We start from the raw sequence: 19,960 nt of genomic DNA on the forward strand, positions 1-19,960 counted from the left end.
TGGACGTACTGAACACGCAATTCAGAACACACGGTCTGCAATCAAAACGTTGTGAAGAGTCGGATAACAGCCTGAGTTTACGCAGATCGGGAAATGCCGTTGCGGGTATGCTGCCGACCGGAATGGTCTCCTTTGGAAACACGTCTCATCTATACCCCGTGTTGACTCGGTCTCAGTCCCGCCGTCGCATCGTGGAGATTAGGGCGTCACGACGAGCTTCCCGACGCTGTCGCGGTCCTGCATCGCCGCAAACGCCCCACCGGTCTCGTCGAGCGAGTACGTCTGATCGATTTCCGGCGTCAGTTCGCCATCGGCGACGAGCCCGACGAGTCGCTCTAAGTCGCCCTGGGTCCCCATCGTACTCCCGATGACGTGTTTGTGGCCGAGGAACAGGTCGGGAATGTCGATTTCGGATGTGCCACCGGCCGTCCGGCCACAGATCGCCATCCGGCCGCCGCGTCGGAGTACGTCGAGACCGACCTGTGTGTACTCGCCGCCGAGGTGGTTGAGCACGCCGTCGACCGTCCCGATATCGGTGACCGCCTCTCGAATCTCGTCCGGGTCGGTGCTCTCGATTGCGTAGTCCAGACCGAGCGATTCGACGCGGTCCAGTTTCGCCGCTGAGGACGAGGTCCCGACGCTGTCGGCACCGAGGGCGGCTGCAAGCTGTACGCCCGCGACGCCGACACCGCCGGTCACACCCGGAATGAACACCAGGTCGCCCGGTCCGGCGTCGACCCGGCGGAGCATGTGGAAGGCAGTCATATAGGCCGTCGGCAGTGCGGCCGCGTCGACCGTCTCCACGCCGTCTGGAAGCGTGACGAGGCGGTCGGCCTGGACGCGGGCCGCCTCGGCGAGGCCACCGTGGTACAACGAGAAGTTCTCACAGAGGTTCTCCGGTCCCTCACGACAGTAGCGACAGGTACCGCAGGTCTCGTTCGGACAGAGTACCACGCGATCCCCGGGTTCGACGGCGGTGACACCCTTGCCGACGGCATCGACAGTCCCGGCAACGTCGAGGCCGCTGACGAACGGCAGGTCGTCCGTGTCGACCATCGCGGAATCGCCTTCCAGAATCCAGAGGTCGTGGCGGTTAATGGCACACGCATCCACGGAGACAACGGCCTCGCCGCGGTCGGGTTCAGGGGTCGGTTGGTTGATAATCGAGACGCCATCCGGGCCAGTGAGATCGCTGAACGCTGCGGCGCGCATCACGTCGATGGTTGGGCCAGAAGCGTATAAACAACATCGAAGGGTTTCATAACTGCCTGATCGACAGCGAAATCGGACCCGCGCTCGGGTCAGCTGTTCGGTCTCTCAGATACCCTGGCTCATGAGGTGGCTCCGCAGCAGGTCTGCCTCCTTGCTCCCGGCGACGGGGTTCACGAGAACCACAACATCGTCATCATCGAAAACTCCCTCGTCGGCCAGCGCTCGCGCGCCGGCGATTGCCGTTCCGCCGGTCGCACCGGTTTCCGGCCCCATCTCGCAGCCGTCGACGGCACCGGCCAGGATGTCCTTGTCCGAAACGGCGACACCGCCGCCGCCAGAGCGAGCAAGAGAGTCCAGCGCCGCAGCGCCGGCGGCCGGGTCAGGCACCTCCAACGGGCCGACGATAGTGTCGGGATGCTCGATGGTCGCCGGCTCATCTCCGCCCTCGCGTGCGGCGTCGGCGATGGCGGCCGTCGAGTCCGGCTGTGCGGCGTAGAGTCGCGGGACAGAGTCCGTGAGGCCGCTGTCGGCGGCCGCCCGGAAGCCGCGTTCGAGACCGACGACCGTCTCGCCGTGGCCGGTGGGGTGGACGACGGCATCGGGGACCGTCCAGTCGAGGTCGTCGGCGGTCTCGAAGGCGACGGACTTGGCCCCCTCGATACGGAAGGGGTGGCCGGGCGCGACCGGGACCCAGCCGTCGGCGGCCTCGGCCAGTTCGTCGTCGAACGCCGAGACGGCGTCGTCGTAGCGGCCCTCGACGACGCGCATGTCGCCGCCGTGGACGTTCACCATCGCCTTGTTGAGGAACGGACACCGCGATGGGACGAAGCCCTTCGATTCGATGCCGGCGCGGGCCGCGTAGGCGGCGGTGGCCTGCGCGCCGTTGCCGGTCGAGGGCGTCACGACGCGCTCGGCCCCGCGCTGCGTGGCGGCGGTGACCGAAAGCGAGAGTTTGCGGTCGCTCAGCGAGGCCGTCGGATTGCGCCCCTCGTCTTTGACGTACACCGATTCGACACCGAGTTCGTCGGCCAGGTTCGGGAGCGGGACCAGCGGCGTCGCCCCCTCGCCGAGCGTCACCGTCGAATCTTGCGGGAACGGTCGTAGCGGTTCGTACCGGCCCGGCCCAGTCACGTCGGACAGGTCCGCAGGCGTCAGGTCCGGAACGTCGTAGTCGCCGACGAGAACCCCGCCGCAGTCGGGACAGCGGTCGGCCGTGCTGTCGGTTTCCGCGCCACACGCTGTGCAGATGAGGCCGCGAAACGCCGCAGTCGTCTCCATGTCTCCCCCTGCGGACGGGACGACCAAGTGTGGTCCGGTCCCGCTTCAGCACGCTCTTGTCCCGGGCGGTCGAACCGGATGGTATGACAGATGTCGTCGTCGCCGGGGGCGGACTCGCCGGGCTGGTCGCTGCCCGTCATCTGGCGGAGTCGGGCCGAGACGTGACTGTCTTGGAACAGGCGTCCGAGGTCGGGGGCCGCGTCCGGACGACCCACGAGGACGGCTACACGTTCGACCGCGGGTTCCAGGTCATGTTCTCCGCCTACCCCGCGGCCAAGCGCGAACTCGACATTGAGGCGCTGGCCCCGCGAACGTTCACGCCGGGAGCGACGATTGCTCGCCCGAACCACCGCTCGGTGCTGTCGGACCCGCTCCGGAACCCGACGGCAGCGCCACAGACGCTGCTCAACACCGACGTGCGCACGGCCGACAAGCTCAGGCTGTTCCGGCTCCAGCGCGAACTGGCCGGGGTCGAGCCCGCTGAACTGCTTTCCCGGAGTGGGACGACCATCCGGGAGTACCTCGCCAACTGCGGGTTCTCACAGAGATTCGTCGAGCGGTTCGCCGCGCCCTTTTACGGCGGCATCACGCTCGACCGCTCGCTGGGAACGGACAGCAGCATCTTCGAGTACACCTACAAGATGCTGAGCGAGGGCGAGATATTCGTCCCGGCGGACGGAATGCAGGCGATGCCGCGACAGCTCGCCGACCGCGCTCGCTCGGTGGGGGCGACCATCGAGACCGACGCGGCCGTGACAGACCTGCAAACCCACGACAACGAGGTCACTGCGGAGGTCGGAAGCGAGACGGTGGAGGCTGAAAGCGCCGTCGTTGCGACGGACCCGAAGACGGCGGCGAAGTTGACAGACATTGACGCCATCCCGACAGAATCCGTCGGCTGTGTCACCCAGTACTTCGCGCTCCCGACGAACCGCGCGCCGACGACCGGACAGCGTATCATCCTCAACGCGGCCGACGACCGGCCCAACACCGTCGCGCCGCTGTCGGCCGTTGCCAGCGAGTACGCGCCCGCCGGCATGGAGCTATACAGCGCCACGTTCCTCGGGACGCCCGAAGCAAGCGACGCGGAACTGGCCGCCGAGGTCCGGGACGCGCTGCGGTCGTGGTATCCGAACGCGAGCTTCGAGGCGCTGGAACTCCTCCGGACCGACCGCGTCCCGTTCTCGCAGTTCGCCCAGCCGCCGGGGTATCGGGAGTCGCTCCCGGACCCGACAGCCCCGGACGGGAGCGCCGTCCTGGCCGGCGACTACACCCGCTGGTCGTCGATACAGGGCGCACTGGAGAGCGGCAAAGTGGCTGCCGATCTGCTTCGGTAGCGGTGGAAAAGGAGGAGCAGCGACGCAGTTCTGCGGCGGTCTAGGCGGCCGGACCGCCGCTATTCGTGTTTCCCTCGTGCTCGTGGCCCTCCCCTTCGAGGACTTCCGAGACGTACTTTATCGTCGCGAAGTACAGCGCCACAAGCGAAAGCAGCGTAATCGCGATGAGACCCAGCGCGATTTCTGTCTGAACCATATTCCAGCGTCCACCGTCGCGGGTCAAATACTTACCGTTATAGCATCCGACGAAACTCGCCCAGCGGCGGGAACGACAGGGTTTCGCGCCCGCTCTCGTCCCAGACAACCGGCTCCAGCCGGTCGGTGTCGGTGACCAGCGGCGACTGGAAGTCGCCGGCGCGCATCTCGTTGACCTCGACCCCCGCGTTTAGCTTGTTGAATGACGGGAGTATCACCACGTCGCTGCCGCGGTACTGGCCGCTCCCGACGAGGTAGCAGGGCCGGCGCTGGCCCTCGATTGAGATTGTCGGGTGGTCGTGGCCGACGATGTAGCGGTCGGCGTCGGCCTCGGGAGCTTCGTGTCCGTGGCAAACCACCGTCTCGCCGATCCGGTACTCTGACGCAGTCGGCCCGTCCCACACGCTGTCGAGCATCGTGTCGTGGTTGCCCGGCGTCACGAGCAGGCGCGCACCGGTCTGCTGGCACGCGCTCCTGAGCCCCGCTACGGTGCTCTCGACGGACCGGGGGACGGTCTGGAACGAGTGCAGCAGGTCGCCGGCGACGACGACCTCGTCTGGATTGTGGCGCTCGACGAGGGACTGGAACCGCTCGACCATATCGGAGCCGGAGCCGACCGGAAGTTCGAGGTTCCCGCCGGTGCCCCGGCCGACGTGGAGGTCCGCGACGACGAGGGTCCCGTCGAGCAGGAGCGCCCGGTCGTCGTAGCTGGCTGTCATCGCCGTCCAGTCGGCACCGGGGACGCTTATATTGTCGGTCACTGTGACGCCGGCTGAGATGTGGTGGTCCACAGGCGTGTATCCAGGCCTGACAGTGTCGGTGGTATTTTTACCTGCGACTCCCGTGACTCTGGTATGGTCGACGTCCTGGAGAACAAGCGGGCCGCGACGCGGTTTCGGGTCCTCGTGGAGATCGCCGAGCGCCAGCCCGCGGTGAGTCAGGGCGAAATCGCCGAGGCCGTCGGCGTGACGAGCCAGGCCGTCAGCGAGTACATCCGGGAACTCGTCGACGACGGCTTAGTCGAGAAGGAAGGGCGGTCGCGCTACCGCGTCACCAAGGAGGGCGTCGACTGGGTGTTCCAGTCCGCCACCGACGTGCGCCGGTTCGCCGACCACGTCACCGACGACGTGCTCGGCAGCGTACAGGAGGACGCCGCCATCGCCACGGCGGACCTGGCGGAAGGCGAGACGGTGACGCTCTCGCTGTCGGACGGTCTGCTACACGCCCACCCCGGCGGCGGCGACGCGACGGGCGTGACGACGACCAGCGCCGCGGAAGGCGAGGTCGTCGGCGTCACGGGCTTCGAGGGCGTCATCGACCTCGACCCCGGCCACGTCAGCGTCATACAGGTCCCGCCGGTCCGGTCGGGACCGGTCGAAAACGTCGACGACATCGCCGCGGCCTGTGCGGACGCCCCCATCGTCACCGCCGCTGGCGTCGAGGCCGTCGTCGCGCTTCGGGACGCCGACATCAAGCCGACGACGCACTTCGCGGCGGGCGAGGTGGCCGCCGACGCCGCATCAAGAGGCCTGGACGCCGTCGTCGTCGCCACGCAGGACACCGTCGGGCGCGTGACCGACGCGCTCCGGGACGCGAGCGTCGACTACGACGTGACACAGTAGCCCTGATACGAATTATTGTAGATTATTTTCGGATTACGCCGACCCCGTGGTCGGCAGACACCGGTAAATTGCTACAATAATCCGTATGAGTGGCGGGACTTTTCCGGTCGGCTACCGTCTGGACAGCCATGAGCGACCACGAGATTCACGACGCTGTCGAGGCGTTCCTGGACGAAGCCGACGACGCATACGGCGAGTACGAGCAGGGCTATACCGACGCCGACGCGACGCTCCGGCGACTGGAGACGGCCATCGAGGAACTGCGGACGGCGACCGAGGAGTAACACCGACTGTCGCCGGGCAAACCGTCGAATTCAACGGAAGCCTTCGCCGCTCAGATGGTGTACGTTGCCGACGAATCGACATCTCTGCCGAGAAGTACACTCCATAGGGACGCGGTGGCGCGCGCTCTCGCTCGCTCCGTCGAGCGAAACAGCCGTGCGAGGGACGAGTAGCGCAGGCGAACTGCGTGCGCCGAGCCACGCAGTCGGCTGGGGAGGGCGTGGCTGTCGAGGATCGGGTGGGACTGAAAGGGGCCGCCCGCTCGCTGTGCGAGAGGACGCAAGGACCGCAGGAACGACCGACGGGAGTGACGAGGACCGCAGCGAGTCACAGCCAGCGAGCGGGCGGGGATTTTCGAGGGTAGCACGATGGGTGCCACAACGACCCAAGTGTCTTACAGAGAATCGGGAAGATTAATCGGGCCGGCCGCCCGCAGGGAGAGTATGACTGGATTCTCCCGACGGGTAGAGCAGGTATCGATCTCGGGCATCCGCGAGGTGTTCGAGGCCGCTGGCGAGGACGCCATCAACCTCGGCCTCGGCCAGCCGGACTTCCCGACGCCGGACCACGCCCGCCAGGCGGCCGTCGAGGCGATTCAGGCCGGCAAAGTCGACGCGTACACGTCGAACAAGGGAACCAAGGAACTCCGGGAGGCCATCGCCGAAAAGCACGCCCGGGACAACGACCTCGATGTGGACCCGGGAGATATCATCGCCACATCGGGCGGGAGCGAGGCGCTGCACATCGCGCTGGAAGCCCACGTCGATGAGGGTCAGGAGGTCATCTTCCCGGACCCGGGGTTCGTCTCCTACGACGCGCTCACTAATCTCGCCGGCGGAACGCCGCGACCGGTCCCGCTGCGGGAGGACCTCACGATGGCCCCCGAAACCGTCGAAGAGGCCATCACCGAGGACACGGCGGCGTTCGTTGTGAACTCGCCAGCGAACCCCACCGGCGCAGTACAGTCCCCCGAAGACATGCGGGAGTTCGCCCGTATCGCCGACGAACACGACGTGCTCTGTGTCTCCGACGAGGTGTACGAACACCAAGTGTTCGAGGGTGAACACCGCTCGCCGGCGGAGTTCAGCGACACGGGCAACGTCGTCGTCGTCAACGCCTGCTCGAAGGCGTACTCGATGACCGGCTGGCGACTGGGCTGGGTCACCGGCGCGACCGACCGCATCGAGCGGATGCTGCGTGTCCACCAGTACGCCCAGGCCTGTGCGTCCGCGCCGGCCCAGTACGCCGCCGAAGCGGCGCTGACCGGCCCACAGGACCAGGTGGCAGAGATGCGCGAGGCCTTCCAGGAGCGCCGAGATGTGTTGCTCGACGGCCTCGACGACATGGGACTTGACTGTCCGACGCCCAAGGGCGCGTTCTACGCGATGCCGAAGGTCCCCGACGGCTGGGTCGACGAGGTCATCGACCGCGGCGTCGTGGTCGTCCCCGGCGACGCCTTCGGCGAACACGGCGCAGGCTACGCGCGTATCTCCTATGCGACGGGTATGGAGACGCTGAAAGAGGCCATCGACATCATGGCCGACGCGACGGCAGCAGTCCGCTGAGCGCTGGCAGACGGACGCGGACAACGGAATCGGATGCGGACAGTCGACCCGAAATTGGAACAGTCTCGGAAGAGAGTGCGAAGAAACGCTTTATCCGGCGGCTGTCTTGCCTCCCGTATCCCATCGTGGTACATGCATCCGAGTCCAGCACGCTGTTCGGCGGGGAGAGACAGGACTATACGACCGGCAGACGCAGGTCCCGGGAGGACAGTGGGATGGAGAAAGCGCTCTGGTATCTGCTGACGGCGACGCGTGGCGGCGCTAACCGGGCGCGTATCATCGACGCTCTCTCGGATCGACCGATGAACGCCAACGAACTCGCCGACGAACTCGACGTGGGTTACAAGACGATACGACATCACATGGAACAGCTAGAGGACCACGACGTGGTCGAGTCCGGCGACGAGGAGTACGCTAAGCTGTACTTCCTGACCGACCGGTTCGACAACTACCGCGACACCTTCGAGGAGATCGTGGAGAAGATGGACGAATGACGGGGACACACGCTGTGACTGTTGCTGGACCGAGCGTGACCGACCAGCGAGCGAGGTGGCGCTGATGGCGATGGGACCGCTCATCACCGCCGCAGCAGCGCTTGCGGGACTCAACGTCCTATTGCTGCTCCCGCTTTTGGGTGTCTGGGTCCGCAACTACGCGACGTTCCGGACGGGACTCGTCGCCGGCCTCATCGCCTTCGCCGTCGCGATGCTCGCCGAGAACGCCATCGCCGTCTACTTCTTCTTCTCGATGCAGAGCTTCTACGCCGGCGACCCGCACGTCCAGCAGGCCGTGCTGGTGCTGCGCTCGCTGCAGTTCGTCGCGATTGCGGGTCTGAGTTTCACAACGCTCCGATAACGGTCGCCGTGAATGCGGTTTCGTTATTCGCTGGATCAACTGGCGAAACTACTCAGTAGGATTGCGTACTTATCGTGTCCATCCGCTGATCTCACCCGAATACAGTAGGTGCATAAGGACATATAGAAGAAGTGATACCATGAATCCACCAACGGCGCTGGTCACAATGTCACTATGTATGTTAACTTGTCGTCGTCCCATCCAAACAACGACGCCAAAAGACAGAATGGATATGGCCCTGCCAAGCATCCCAATTTTCCGGAACCACGTTCCAACCTGTTCTCCAATTGGCGAATTTGCAAGGGGTCCTATCGAGACCAAACCGATACCGAATCCGAAAAGTAACCAACCCCAATAGATCGTCTGTAGGTATCCGACGTTGAGTGGCAGCCAAACCAGAACGAAAAGGCTAACGAGAATATCTGTCCATGTTGGAGGGCGCTCAGGGAACCATCTTCGGAGGACCATCATTTGCGAAATGTGGCAATAGGCTGATAGCATTTCCGGTCAGAATGAGAGACAGATTTCCAGTACTGATCAAATAGTTCTACGACGAATTGAATCACCTACAACGACGGTAACGCGAGAGACGGATACTGTCGCTGGGGGACTGTTCGACTCCCTGTACTCGCGTACCGAACCCCAGAGATAAGCACTGCATCCCCGAGAACACGAACACGTTCGGGACAAGCGCCTGACTGGCAGGGACCGTCATCGGACGTATGAGCACGGAACGAGAGTCGGTCCAAGAACTCGACGTTCGGGAGGTCGACGGCGAACCGTTCGGGCACATCATGGACGCGCTCGACTCGGTCGGCGAAGACGAGGCGCTCCGGCTGGTGAACAGTTTCGAGCCGGTCCCGCTGTACGACGTGCTCTCGAAAAAGGGCTACCAGTACGACACGGAACAGGTCGCCGACGAGGAGTGGCACGTCACAATCCGGCCGGAGTGAGATGCGGCCCGAGCGCGCCTCGCGGTGGTTCGTCACCGCCAGCGCGCTGTTTTTCGTCGGCTTCCACGTCGCGATAGCGGTCGCCGCGACCCGCCGCGTCGTTGTCACGCTCGGTCTGTACGGGTTCGTCCTGCACGTCCTGTTCGGGAAGGCCTACGCACTCGTCCCGTCGTACTTCGACCGGACTCTCGCGTGGGAGTCGGGGCCGGCAGTCCAGTTCCCGCTGTCCGCCGTCGGGACGGCGGCGTTGGCGCTCGCGCCGCTCGGACCGCCGTGGCTCCGGCCCGTCGGGACCGCACTCTGGGCCGGCGGCGTCGCCGTGTTTCTCGGCACGCTGGGCTGGACGATTCGTGACAACCTCACCGGCGCAGCGACGGGGACCGGTGGCCCGAACGCGCATCGAGAGCCGGTCGATAGAGTTGCCAACGTCGCAGTGCCCATAGCGCTGGGCTATCTCGCACTTGCCGCAGGCGGGGCGCTCGCCACCACGGCCGGTTTCTGGTCGATACGCCCCCAGCAGCTATCGCACCTGCTCGCTGCGGGGACGGCCGCGCAGTTCGTTTTCGGCGTCGGCTTCCGGCTGTTCCCCCGGTTTCTGGTCGCCGAACCGCCGAGGGCGGTCGTCACAGTGGTCGTCGCCGCCGGGGCTGTCGGTCCCGCACTGCTCGGCTTCTGGCTGTTTGACCGCCGGCTCCTCCTCGTCGGCGGCATCGTCGAAGCTATCGCGGTCGTCGGGTTCGCGCTGTCGTATCTCGTTCTGTTCCGGCGGTCGAAGCGCCGCCGGGTCGGGTTCTACGCGGTGCTGGTGGCAGCCGTGGCCGGCGTCGTCGGCATCGGACTCGGGCTGACCATCGCCCTGACTGGGCGGAGTCCGGCGCTAATCAGCGCACACTATCGGGCGATGCTGGCGGGCTTTCTCGGGCTAACTGTGGTCGGCGCAGCGTTCCAGTTCTACCCGCCGGCAGTCGGCGTCTGGCCGCGGGCGAACGACAGGACCGCACTGGTGTCAATTGGACTGCTCGGTGGCGGCCTCGGCATGCAGATACTCGGGCTCGTCGGGAGGGTCGACTGGGTGATAACTGTCGGCACAGCTGCCGGCGTCCTCGGTGCCGTGGTTTATACGTATCTCCTGCTGGCGGCCTTCGCTCGCCAGCGGAATCGGTAGGAGCGCGCCTACTCAGCGATGATGCTGTCGAGCAGTTTCGTCTGGGCGGCGGCGAGGTGCTCCGCGAACGTCGAAACGGAGATATCCAGTTCCGACGCCACGTCGCCGGCATTGGCCCCTTTCGGATACTCGAAATAGCCCATCTCGACGGCCGTTTCGAGCACTTCCTGTTGCCGGTCGGTGAGTTGGCTCCTGTCGACCAGAATCGAGTCCACCGGGTCCACATCGCCGTTTCGCCGCATCGACCGGAGCGAAACACCGTCGTACAGCTCTTTCAGCCGCGTCACGATGGCGCGCACCCGGTCAACGTCAGGGGCATGGAATGTCATGCAGAGCTGGCCGTTCTCGGCGCGCATCTCTGCGACGGGACAGTCGAAGGTTTCGACCGTCTCACAGACACAGTCGGTCCGCGACCGGGTGAACTGATACCGGGCCCCATCGCCCGCGGCGAACACCTTCTCCATGTCCTCTCGTGCCTCGATTGTAGCCTCGCCCGTGCTTGTCGCGGTGAACTCTTCGATGACTTGCCCGTTCTCGTCCGGGCTGCTTCGGGCGATATCGGTCACGGCCGCGCCCGCCTCGTCCGAGACGCTTGCCACCGGACAAGCCCCTGGGGCGTCGACCGACAGCTCCACTCTGATGCCGGAGTCACTCATGTGTGTACCTGTACCATCGTATTACAAAACGGGTGAGGCGCGTTCCCACGGAGTGAAAAATCCCCTCAATCTGCCGGGTGCTGGTCGGGAACCGGTCCCTCGAACCCGTCGGGCTGGTAGTCACAGAGCGGATCCGCTGCTAGCGGGTCCCCCGTCGTCGCGTACGCCCGTGACCGGCTACCGCCACAAACGGTTCGGTACCGACAGGCCCCACATTTGCCCGTCAGCGCGTCATCGTCCCTGAGTTGCTGGAACAGCGGCGACTCTCGATAGATATCGACGACGCTCTCTTCCCGAACGCTGCCCGCCGATTTCGGCAGGAATCCCGAGGGGAACACCTCGCCGGTATGGCTCACGAACGCGAATCCCTTGCCGGCGCGGATACCCATCCGGCGTTTGAGGCCGCTGGCTCCCTCGTCCTGGTTCTGCATCGCGACGCGCCGGTAGTGGGGCGCTTCGGTCGTCTTGAGCCCGAACGACGCCTCCTCGCTGACCTCGTGGAGCCACGACAGCACGCGCTCGGCGCGCTCCGGGTCAATGGGTGTCAGCACTCGCCCGCGCCCGACCGGGACGAGGAAGAACACCGACCACAGCACCGCATCGAGGTCCGCGACGAGGTCCCGAATCGCCGGCAGTTGCTCGACGGTCTCCGCACAGACGGTGGTGTTGATCTGCAGCGGGATGTCGAGGTCCCGCGCCGCCTCGGCGGCGTCCATCGTCGCCTCGAAACTGCCGGACTCGCCCCGGAAGGTGTCGTGGGCTTCGCTGTCGCCGCCGTCGATGGACAGCGCCAGTCGCCGGAGTCCGGCGTCGTCGAGTTCGGCTAGCCGGTCCCGCGTGAGCGAGTTCGTTCCGCTTGGCGTCAGCGTCATCCGGAGTCCCTGCTCGGTCCCGTAGTCGATAAGCTCCGGGAGGTCCTCGCGGGCGAGCGGGTCCCCGCCCGAGAGGACGACCAGTTGCCCGTCGCCGAACTCGCGGGCCTGGTCCAGCAGCGCCTTTCCCTCCGCCGTCGATAGCTCGTCGGGATGGCGACGGGGCTGGGCGTCGGCCCGGCAGTGTTTGCAGGCCAGTTCACAGGCCTGGGTCACCTCCCAGATCAGCACCAGCGGCTGCTCGTCGAGGTCAAGATTCCCGCGCATCTATGCCTCCCGGTGGACGCGGGTGACGTGGCCCCCACAGCCACACTGCTGGACGTACTCCAGCGAGATGGTATCGCCGAACGCCTCCTCCAGTGGGTCGTACAGGTAGGTCTCAGGGTGGCCGTGGTCGGCGTGACTCACCAGGTTGACGTGGTTCCCCACCGTCGTCTTCTCGACGGCGTCGATGGCCTGGTCGACGACCATCTCCGGGTCCTCGGCGTGCTCGGGCGTCTCCAGGTTCGCCGACCAGGAGTTGTCGTGAACCTCGGTCGTTACCGGCGGCACGTCCTCGTGGGGATGGCTCATACGTACTGTTTGGCGGCGCATACCCCTCGGTCCTCCGCCGTATATGTTCGGCTTTTTTATACCGAGTGGGTCGGTCACCGTCCAGATTACAAACGGCCCCAGTGCATCAGGTCGTCTGTTCGACGAGCCAGTCGAACTGGTTGTTCAGTTCCTTCGTTCGCTGTCGGGAGATGACGGTCGAGTCGATCATCTCACCGAGTACCGGGAGATCGAGCGCGCTGTACTCCGTCGTCGCCGTCACGTCGGTCCCGCCGTCGACAGCCTCGACAGTGTATTCGGTCATCATCGACTCGAAGATGCCCTGGCGTTGGTCGTACCGCAACACTGCGTCGGTCTCGACGATTTCGAGGTCCAGTTCGATTTCGAACAGTCCGACACGGTTCTTGATAGCGAGGTCGTCCCCATCGAGCGTTACCTCGTCGAACCCCGCCGAGAGCATGAACGGTTCCACGTCCGTTATCAGGTCGGTCACTGTCTCCGGGTCGGCCGGGATCGTCCGGGTCAGCGAAACGCGCTCCATATCGGACGGCCAGTGGCCGGCGGAATAAGCGTTCGCCATACCCGGAGATGTTCGGCTCTGCGGTTTTCGTGACGGGTCTGCTCCGAGCAACTCCCCAAGTTTCTTGTTCCTGTCCGCAGAATCCGAACATGTTCGGGATTACGGCCGCGGGGGTCGGGCGAATATATTCGGATACACCAATGCCACACGCTGAACTCACGCTCACGATTCCGGATGAGATCTGGATCGGCGACATCTCGCGAGCGTACGACGACGCGACGTTTCGTATCCTGTCCGCGCTCCCGGGCGAAGACTCCGGCGTCGGGCTGGCAGAGATCACGTCGGACGACCTACCGGCAATCCTCCGAGACATCGAGAACCGGGAGTCGGTCACGACGCTTGAGATACTGTCCCACCGGGACGATAGCGCGCTAGTCCAGTTCGAAACGTCGATGCCGCTCCTGCTCTTTCCGGTGCAGGGGTCTGGCGTCCCGCTTGAGATGCCGTTCACTCTGTCGGACGGCCAGGCGGTCTGGGAGATATCGGCACCCCAGGAGCGGCTCTCCGAACTCGGCGACCAACTGGAGGAGTTCGGTATCTCCTTCAGTGTCGACCGCATCCAGCAACACCTCGAAACCGAGCAGGTACTCACCGAGAGCCAACTGGAACTGGTCCAGGAGGCCATCGACGCGGGCTACTACGACACGCCTCGGGAGTGCTCGCTGACGGAACTGGCGGACCGGGTCGGTATCGCCAAGTCGACCTGCAGCGAGACGCTCCACCGCGCGGAAGAGCAGATCCTGAAGCAGTTCGTTTCGGACCTCCCCGCGCGGTGAGAGGAAGTCGAAGCGCGTAATACGCGCCTCTGTGAGAGATACGACATATGAGTTCCGACGCGGTCGACGAGACGCACGAAAACGCCCGGCAGGAGGTCATCGCGGTTGATCCCGACGACAACGAGGAGGGGCTGGTCAACCGGCTCGACGCCCACACCGGCGACGGGGTCCGCCACCGCGCCTTTACCGCCCTGCTGTTCGACGAGAACGACCGAATCTTGCTCGCCCAGCGCGCGGCGAACAAGCGCCTCTGGGACACCCATTGGGACGGCACCGTCGCCTCCCACCCCGTCCAGGGCCAGACGCAGGTCGAGGCCACCGAGGAACGGCTCGAAGAGGAACTGGGCATCGATCCCTCCCAGTACCGGGACCTCCGCGTGACCGACCGGTTCGAGTACAAGCGCTACTACGAGAACGCCGGCTTAGAGTGGGAAGTGTGTGCGGTCCTGCAAGCCACACTGCACGACACCTCGCTTGAACCCAATCCCGAGGAGGTCGACGGCCTGATGTGGGTCCCCTACGAGCGACTCCGCGAGAACCCCGAGTACTACCGGCAACTGCGCCTCTGTCCCTGGTTCGAGATCGCGATGCGTCGGGACGAGGAGCGGTAACAGCGGCGCTGTCGGTACGGGTCTCGCCACCACTCCGACCCCCCTCCTTTTCGGCCCCGCCGCCTAATCCCGGGTATGGACGTTCCGCTGTATGACTCCCTCGACGGGCAGGTCGCACTCGTCACCGGGGCCACGCGCGGTATCGGGAAGGCAATCGCCGACGGACTGGTCGACCTTGACGCGACGGTGTACGCCGGCGCTCGTGATACCGACGACATCGACGCCGCGGACCGCCACCCCATCGAACTCGACGTGACCGACGACGAGGGGATGGTCGCCGCGGTCGACCGCATCGAGCGTGAACAGGGCCAACTCGACGTGCTGGTCAACAACGCCGGCGTGATGGACTCGCGGGAGCCACTCGACGAGATGCCCATCGACGTTATCGACCACACGCTCGATACGAACCTCCGTGGCGCGGTCCTCATGACGAAGTGTGCCCTCCCGCTGTTGCTGGCCGACGAAGGCGGCCGCGTCGTCACGATGTCCTCCGGGCTGGGAGCGATCACCGAGAGCCAGTCGGGCGGCACGCCGGCCTACCGCATCTCGAAGACGGGCGTCAACGGGCTGACGAAGTACCTCGACGGCGAGTACGCGGGTGACGGGCTCATCGCTAACTCAGTGTGCCCGGGCTACGTCCAGACGGACATGACTGAAGAGAGCGCCCCGCGGACGCCCGAGCAAGGGGCCGAAACGCCGGTCTGGCTCGCTCGCTTCAGACCCGAGGCGCCGAGCGGTCGGTTCTGGCGCGACAAGGCCGAAATCGAGTGGTGAATACCCCGCTCAGTCGACGGTCCTGCCCCGGTTTGCCGCCGCTGGCTCGTCCGTCGCGTGAGCGGGCTCGGCCGCGGGCAACTGCAGTTCCACAGTTGTTCCCGACCCGTCCGTCTCGGGAAACGACATCCGACCGCCGAGGTTCCGGACGATCCAGTTAACGAGCCAGAGTCCGACGCCGGAGCCGTGTTTGAGCGGCGTCTCGGTGCCCGACCGGATGACCTCGCGTTCGTGCTCTGCGATGCCGGGGCCGTTGTCGTGAACGGCCACGCGGACGCCCGGCGTTCCGTCGGCCCGCGTCGCGGTGATCTCGACCTCGACGGGGTCCGCGCCGGCCGCTTGATGTTCAACGGCGTTCTCGACCAGTTCCTCCAGCGCGATGAGAACCGACGGGCCGCCCTGTATCCAAATTCCCTCTTCGGAAGCGAGTGTGATCGTCGCGTCGGGGTTGTGCTCCCGGGCCTCGTCGATGACCGTCTCAAGCAGCCCCCGAAGCGGTGTCGGGCTGTGCTGTTCGGTCTCTAAGGCTTCGGTGACCCGCCCGATCTTGTTGCTTCGGTCGACGATGTCGTCGACCGTTCTGATGACCCGGTCGAGGCGCTCGCGTTCCTCGGCGTCGGCCGAATCCCGGAGCAGGTCCGCGTTCCCCTTGACGACGTTCATCTCGTTTCGGATGTCGTGCCGGAGCAAGCGGTTGAGCACGTCCAGCCGCTGCTCGCGCTGGCGGCGGTCCGTAATGTCACGGAGGCTGATCAGGTGACCTGAGACGACGCCATAGGCTCGGTACAGCGGCGTCACGCGCACGTCGTAGTACCTGACCCCGCCGTCGTGTTCGAGCGTCGTTTCGGTCTGCGCTCGCTCACCGGGACCGGGAACCGTCTCGGCGAGCCGTGGCAGCTCACCCTGGAGTGACCGGCCCAGCAGCGAGTCCTGATCGCCATCTAGCAGCGCCGCGGCGGCCGCGTTGATATCGACGATGCGGCACTCGTCGTCGACGATGATGACCTGGTCGTCCAGTTCGGTGAAGATTGCCTCCCGGCCCAGTTCCCGCGTGACCGGTGCGACATCGAGCAATTGCCCCCGAAGGATGGCGACCGAGAGGACGACCCCAGACAAGACGTAGCCGAGACTCGTCGGATCGAAGGCCGTCGGAAACACGCCAAACACGAACAGCGTCTGGATAACCGTGGGAACAGCAATAGCGAGCAACAGTGCGACTCCCTGGCCCCGGAATACCTCATTCGACCGGAACAGCATCCGCAACAGAAGTACACTACCGGCCAGGATCAACAGCAGTATGTAGGACAGATGTCCCCAGTACGCGACTCCGTATGCGGGAACGAGAGTCACCGACGACGCCGAGACGTACTGTGTCCCGCTCCCGGACCAGATGAAGCTATGAGCCTGATTCGACCACACAAGCGTGACAAACACCGCTGGCTCGACGAGCAACAGCACCGTCCGGAACCGGGTGAGCCAGTGTGGATGGCCCGTGTATTCGATAACAGTCACGAGCCACGCAATGGGGATTATCACCGACAGCGTCAGCTGGATCTGGACAAGGCGCTCCATGGTGGTGACTCCAGAGGCGGCTAGCTCAACGCCGTAGGCGACGGCCCAGAGACTCGCCGCAACGACGAACACTGCAAGCGGCCCTGCACCGGGTCGGTCGCGGTGGAGCCACACCAGAAAGGCGACGCCCATACCGACGACACCCGACAATAAAACGACAGCAAGCGGCGACAGGACCATTCAGTAGCGTAGTAATGGAGTCCCCGATATAACTATTCCCGTCATTCCGACTGCGAGCGAATCGCGGACCACACCGCAAGGACGCCGAGCACGAACGCCGGGATGAGCGGGAGCGTGAGGTATGCGTCCCGGAGTGTGAGTCCAAAGCTACTGATGACGCCCTGAGCGGACGGCAGCAGTAGAATCGCGCCGGGGACAAGCAGGAACGCCACGCCGATCATCCCGACGAGAATCCAGCCGCTCGTCCCGAACTCGGGGCCATCGTTGGCCGGTGTGTTCGCCTCGCTGTCCGTAGCACTGGGCTCTCTGGAAGATGACTCGGTGGCGCTGTCAGGGCGGTGGACGTACCCAGACTCGTCGTCAGCCATCGGCACCCCCCCCGTCACGGCCACTCAAATAGTGTGTCACAGTGGGGCGTCCGGTAGTACCGACGGACCAGCGTGGCGGCATGGCTCGAAGTCAGGCAAGCGAGCGCAAAACGCTAACGGTCCCGCTACTGTGTCGGTCCGGGGGCGTTCCGGTCAGAGATGTCTCGCAGGCTCATCCGATGCCCACTGGAGACAGCGTGTGCGTCCCGCTGGCTCTCTGCGACGGACTGGTCCCCGTAGATACCCTCAAACGCACACTCGTGACAGACGACATGGAATCTCACCGACATAGTATTTATTTAACCAGAATATTTCTTAAATCTATCGGTGTTCGGGGAGAATATGCACTCCGAGCGGGAGACCCGTCGTACAGGTATTTATCCAGGGCGGCCGTAACTCCAGTATGGTGGATTTCCAGTCCCGCGACACACGGCGGGGCTCGACTGACGAGGACGACGAGACAGACGAGGCGGAGTCGTCTGACGACGAGCCCACGGCCACCGACGCAGGGCCGGAGGAAGCGGACACGGCAGCGAGTGACGGGACGGAGTCGAGTTCAGATCCGACAAACAGCGATGCCGACACAGCGTCGGCTGCGGGCGATACCACGGATAGCGATTACAACGAGCAAACAACCGAAACGGACAGCACGTCCACAGCAGACGCCGGGACCGGAGACCCACTGGCGGACAGTTCCGTCGCGGGGAGAACCGACGACGCGGCGTCGGCTGACACAGAAAGCGAGTCACCACCGACACCCGGGCCAGAAGAGGCGGAACAGGCCGACGGACCGACACAGGATCAACAGTCTGAGAGCGCCCGCCCGCCGTCACAGTCGGACGAGGTGGCGGCCGGCGCTAGCGGGACGGCTGAGCAGACGACGCCGACAGCCGACACCGCCCAAGAACAGCAAGTCGCCGTTGCCGTCGTCACAGTCGGGACGGCAACCGAGGAGGGCGATCCAACGGGGGAGGCGGTCGAAACGGCGCTGGAAGCGACCGGACAGACAGTCACGGCCCGCGAACGCCTGCGAGGGGACTACGACAGCATCCAGGGGACCGTCGACAGATTAGTCGAGCGCGACGACGTGGCGGTCGTCGTCACCGCCGGCGGTCTCGGCGTCGCGCCGACGGAACACACCCTCGAAGCGGTCCATCCGCTGTTCGAGAAGGCGCTGCCGGGGTTCGAGGAGGTGTACCGGAGTCTCCTGTTCGAACAACGGGGGACCGGTGTCATCGCCGTCCGTGCGACCGCTGGGATCGCCGACGGGACGCCAGTGTTCTGTCTGCCCGCGGAACCCGCGGCCGCCCGCCTCGGGATCGAGGAGATCATCGCGGCGGAAGCCGGGACCCTCGTCGCCGAACTGTCCTGAACCGTCCCGGTATCAGTCTTGTGTCCGTTTAGCCGACTTAACGTGATATTTGCCGATTTCCGACGGGTCCCCCGGATTTCTGACTCCAACCGGCTATTCTCCCGAATATCGACCGTTTAAACGCTTCAAACACCGTGAAAGGTCGTTAACTGCGCCCCCCATTGAAGTGGGGACAGTCCACAGAATCGGATGTCATGTCCGATCGCAACGCGACACGACGTGGCGTGCTCAAGGGTATCGGCGCGACAGCTGCAGCCGCAGTCGGCGGGGCGGCCCTCTCCGGGACGGTTGCAGCGGCCGGTCCCTGGGAGTCCGTCGAGTCCCCGACCGGGAACACCCTCCACGATGTCGAATACACGGCCACCGGCGCGTACGCGGTGGCGGGTGGCGGTATCGTCCTCGAACGAACCAGAAAGGGCTGGCAGAAGGTCCTCGGCGGCGGCCCGACCGGCAACGGCAACAGCCTCTACGGGGCCGACGTGACCGACGACGGCAAGGCCCTCTGGTTCGTCGGCGCGTCGGGCGCTATCGGCGAGTACGACGTGGAATCGGGCGTCCTCACCGACCACAGCGCCCCGATGGACGTTACTAACAACTTCAACGACGTGTCCGTGACGGGGGACGCCGGCGAGGCGAACGTCTACGTCGCCGGCGACTCCGGGAAGATGTACTACAGCTTCGAGAACGGCGCGAGTCAGACGTGGGACTACACCACGCCCGGCTCCGGGTCGGCCATCAACGCCGTCGACTTCCACGGCGTGCGCTCGGGCCACATCGTCGATGGGAACAAGAGCGTCTTCGTCACCGACGACGGCTCGACGTGGGACAAGATCGGCCTCGCTGACGCCAACGTCAACTTCTACGGCGTCGACTCCGACGGCCCGGACGACGTGTGGATCTCCGGCGGCGGCGGCATGATATTCCACTGGAACGGGTCCGAGTGGACGCCGACCGACACGGGCGACGCCGGCCTGCGCGACATCGAGGTCACCGACGACGACAGCACCGGCTACACGGTCGGTGGCGGCGGCAAGGTGTACGCCCTCGGCGGCGGTGACTGGACCCAGGAGGAGACCCCCGCTGGCGAGAACCTGAAGGCCGTCGTCCGCGGCGGTACCGACATCGCGGTCGGCTCGGGCGGGACCATCCTCGAAAAGTGACGACGCGGTAGCGCGTTCCGGTT

Annotated in this window: 24 protein-coding genes; 13 read left to right on the top strand and 11 right to left on the bottom strand. The window is 65.2% G+C overall.

Features of this window, described 5'->3' with window-relative positions:
- Positions 1-198: 198 nt before the first annotated feature.
- Both Harman_RS04630 and Harman_RS04635 read right to left on the bottom strand, forming a co-directional pair.
- The gene (locus tag Harman_RS04630) at positions 199-1,212 is read right to left on the bottom strand and encodes an alcohol dehydrogenase catalytic domain-containing protein (RefSeq protein ID WP_137682626.1); all 1,014 of its coding nucleotides are present in this window, start codon (positions 1,210-1,212) and stop codon (positions 199-201) included.
- 105 nt (positions 1,213-1,317) lie between these two features.
- A complete protein-coding gene (locus Harman_RS04635) occupies positions 1,318-2,490 on the bottom strand; it encodes a threonine synthase (protein WP_137682627.1) in 1,173 nt (390 codons plus the stop codon).
- An 83-nt stretch (positions 2,491-2,573) separates the two neighbouring features.
- On the opposite strand from Harman_RS04635, the gene Harman_RS04640 reads away from it, so the two are divergent.
- The gene (locus Harman_RS04640) at positions 2,574-3,827 is read left to right on the top strand and encodes an NAD(P)/FAD-dependent oxidoreductase (protein ID WP_200830823.1); all 1,254 of its coding nucleotides are present in this window, start codon (positions 2,574-2,576) and stop codon (positions 3,825-3,827) included.
- Between the two features lie 40 nt (positions 3,828-3,867).
- On the opposite strand, the gene Harman_RS21405 is transcribed toward Harman_RS04640, so the two are convergent.
- Complete coding sequence (locus tag Harman_RS21405) at positions 3,868-4,023, bottom strand: hypothetical protein (protein ID WP_200830824.1); 156 nt, start codon at positions 4,021-4,023, stop codon at positions 3,868-3,870.
- Positions 4,024-4,060: 37 nt separating this feature from the next.
- On the bottom strand, positions 4,061-4,741 hold the full coding sequence (locus tag Harman_RS04645; protein WP_137683132.1) for a metallophosphoesterase: 681 nt from the start codon (positions 4,739-4,741) through the stop codon (positions 4,061-4,063).
- 135 nt (positions 4,742-4,876) lie between these two features.
- On the opposite strand from Harman_RS04645, the gene Harman_RS04650 reads away from it, so the two are divergent.
- From Harman_RS04650 to Harman_RS04675, 7 genes are all read left to right on the top strand, one after another.
- Entirely contained in the window at positions 4,877-5,644 is a 768-nt protein-coding gene (locus tag Harman_RS04650) for a DUF7839 domain-containing protein (RefSeq protein WP_137682629.1), read from the top strand.
- A gap of 128 nt (positions 5,645-5,772) precedes the next feature.
- Positions 5,773-5,928, top strand: a complete 156-nt coding sequence (locus Harman_RS21410) for a hypothetical protein (RefSeq protein ID WP_200830825.1) — start codon at positions 5,773-5,775, stop codon at positions 5,926-5,928.
- A 441-nt stretch (positions 5,929-6,369) separates the two neighbouring features.
- Positions 6,370-7,491 (top strand): pyridoxal phosphate-dependent aminotransferase, encoded by a 1,122-nt coding sequence (locus tag Harman_RS04655; RefSeq protein WP_137682630.1) that lies wholly within the window; start codon positions 6,370-6,372, stop codon positions 7,489-7,491.
- A 215-nt stretch (positions 7,492-7,706) separates the two neighbouring features.
- Positions 7,707-7,985: an ArsR/SmtB family transcription factor gene (locus Harman_RS04660; RefSeq protein WP_004593670.1), complete on the top strand. Its 279-nt coding sequence runs from the start codon at positions 7,707-7,709 to the stop codon at positions 7,983-7,985.
- Between the two features lie 64 nt (positions 7,986-8,049).
- Positions 8,050-8,346, top strand: coding sequence for a hypothetical protein (locus tag Harman_RS04665; protein WP_137682631.1), 297 nt, complete (start codon positions 8,050-8,052; stop codon positions 8,344-8,346).
- A 722-nt stretch (positions 8,347-9,068) separates the two neighbouring features.
- Entirely contained in the window at positions 9,069-9,299 is a 231-nt protein-coding gene (locus tag Harman_RS04670) for a DUF2249 domain-containing protein (RefSeq protein ID WP_137682632.1), read from the top strand.
- A gap of 1 nt (position 9,300) precedes the next feature.
- Positions 9,301-10,464 carry a hypothetical protein gene (locus Harman_RS04675; RefSeq protein WP_137682633.1) on the top strand — a complete coding sequence of 388 codons (1,164 nt, stop codon included), beginning with the start codon at positions 9,301-9,303 and terminating at the stop codon, positions 10,462-10,464.
- An 8-nt stretch (positions 10,465-10,472) separates the two neighbouring features.
- Here Harman_RS04675 and Harman_RS04680 read toward each other — a convergent pair whose 3' ends face one another.
- The 4 genes from Harman_RS04680 to Harman_RS04695 all read right to left on the bottom strand — a co-directional run bounded on the left by Harman_RS04680 (position 10,473) and on the right by Harman_RS04695 (position 13,085).
- Positions 10,473-11,120, bottom strand: a complete 648-nt coding sequence (locus Harman_RS04680; RefSeq protein ID WP_137682634.1) for a helix-turn-helix domain-containing protein — start codon at positions 11,118-11,120, stop codon at positions 10,473-10,475.
- Positions 11,121-11,185: 65 nt separating this feature from the next.
- The gene (locus Harman_RS04685) at positions 11,186-12,259 is read right to left on the bottom strand and encodes a radical SAM/SPASM domain-containing protein (RefSeq protein WP_137682635.1); all 1,074 of its coding nucleotides are present in this window, start codon (positions 12,257-12,259) and stop codon (positions 11,186-11,188) included.
- A complete protein-coding gene (locus Harman_RS04690; RefSeq protein ID WP_137683133.1) occupies positions 12,260-12,565 on the bottom strand; it encodes a CGCGG family putative rSAM-modified RiPP protein in 306 nt (101 codons plus the stop codon). It lies immediately after the preceding gene.
- Between the two features lie 106 nt (positions 12,566-12,671).
- Positions 12,672-13,085: an SRPBCC family protein gene (locus tag Harman_RS04695; protein WP_235007152.1), complete on the bottom strand. Its 414-nt coding sequence runs from the start codon at positions 13,083-13,085 to the stop codon at positions 12,672-12,674.
- A gap of 179 nt (positions 13,086-13,264) precedes the next feature.
- On the opposite strand from Harman_RS04695, the gene Harman_RS04700 reads away from it, so the two are divergent.
- The 3 genes from Harman_RS04700 to Harman_RS04710 all read left to right on the top strand — a co-directional run bounded on the left by Harman_RS04700 (position 13,265) and on the right by Harman_RS04710 (position 15,285).
- The gene (locus Harman_RS04700; RefSeq protein ID WP_137682637.1) at positions 13,265-13,900 is read left to right on the top strand and encodes a helix-turn-helix domain-containing protein; all 636 of its coding nucleotides are present in this window, start codon (positions 13,265-13,267) and stop codon (positions 13,898-13,900) included.
- Between the two features lie 47 nt (positions 13,901-13,947).
- Positions 13,948-14,511 (top strand): isopentenyl-diphosphate Delta-isomerase, encoded by a 564-nt coding sequence (locus Harman_RS04705; protein ID WP_137682638.1) that lies wholly within the window; start codon positions 13,948-13,950, stop codon positions 14,509-14,511.
- A gap of 75 nt (positions 14,512-14,586) precedes the next feature.
- Positions 14,587-15,285: an SDR family NAD(P)-dependent oxidoreductase gene (locus Harman_RS04710; RefSeq protein ID WP_137682639.1), complete on the top strand. Its 699-nt coding sequence runs from the start codon at positions 14,587-14,589 to the stop codon at positions 15,283-15,285.
- A 9-nt stretch (positions 15,286-15,294) separates the two neighbouring features.
- On the opposite strand, the gene Harman_RS04715 is transcribed toward Harman_RS04710, so the two are convergent.
- The 3 genes from Harman_RS04715 to Harman_RS21415 all read right to left on the bottom strand — a co-directional run bounded on the left by Harman_RS04715 (position 15,295) and on the right by Harman_RS21415 (position 17,695).
- Entirely contained in the window at positions 15,295-17,037 is a 1,743-nt protein-coding gene (locus tag Harman_RS04715; RefSeq protein ID WP_137682640.1) for a sensor histidine kinase, read from the bottom strand.
- A 41-nt stretch (positions 17,038-17,078) separates the two neighbouring features.
- The gene (locus Harman_RS04720) at positions 17,079-17,405 is read right to left on the bottom strand and encodes a hypothetical protein (protein ID WP_137682641.1); all 327 of its coding nucleotides are present in this window, start codon (positions 17,403-17,405) and stop codon (positions 17,079-17,081) included.
- A gap of 125 nt (positions 17,406-17,530) precedes the next feature.
- A complete protein-coding gene (locus tag Harman_RS21415) occupies positions 17,531-17,695 on the bottom strand; it encodes a hypothetical protein (RefSeq protein WP_200830826.1) in 165 nt (54 codons plus the stop codon).
- A 113-nt stretch (positions 17,696-17,808) separates the two neighbouring features.
- On the opposite strand from Harman_RS21415, the gene Harman_RS04725 reads away from it, so the two are divergent.
- Entirely contained in the window at positions 17,809-18,777 is a 969-nt protein-coding gene (locus tag Harman_RS04725; protein ID WP_137682642.1) for a molybdopterin-binding protein, read from the top strand.
- A gap of 194 nt (positions 18,778-18,971) precedes the next feature.
- Positions 18,972-19,937 (top strand): WD40/YVTN/BNR-like repeat-containing protein, encoded by a 966-nt coding sequence (locus Harman_RS04730; RefSeq protein WP_137682643.1) that lies wholly within the window; start codon positions 18,972-18,974, stop codon positions 19,935-19,937.
- The last annotated feature ends 23 nt before the right edge of the window (positions 19,938-19,960 follow it).

This window comes from Haloarcula mannanilytica, from assembly GCF_005406125.1.
Lineage (GTDB): Archaea > Halobacteriota > Halobacteria > Halobacteriales > Haloarculaceae > Haloarcula > Haloarcula mannanilytica.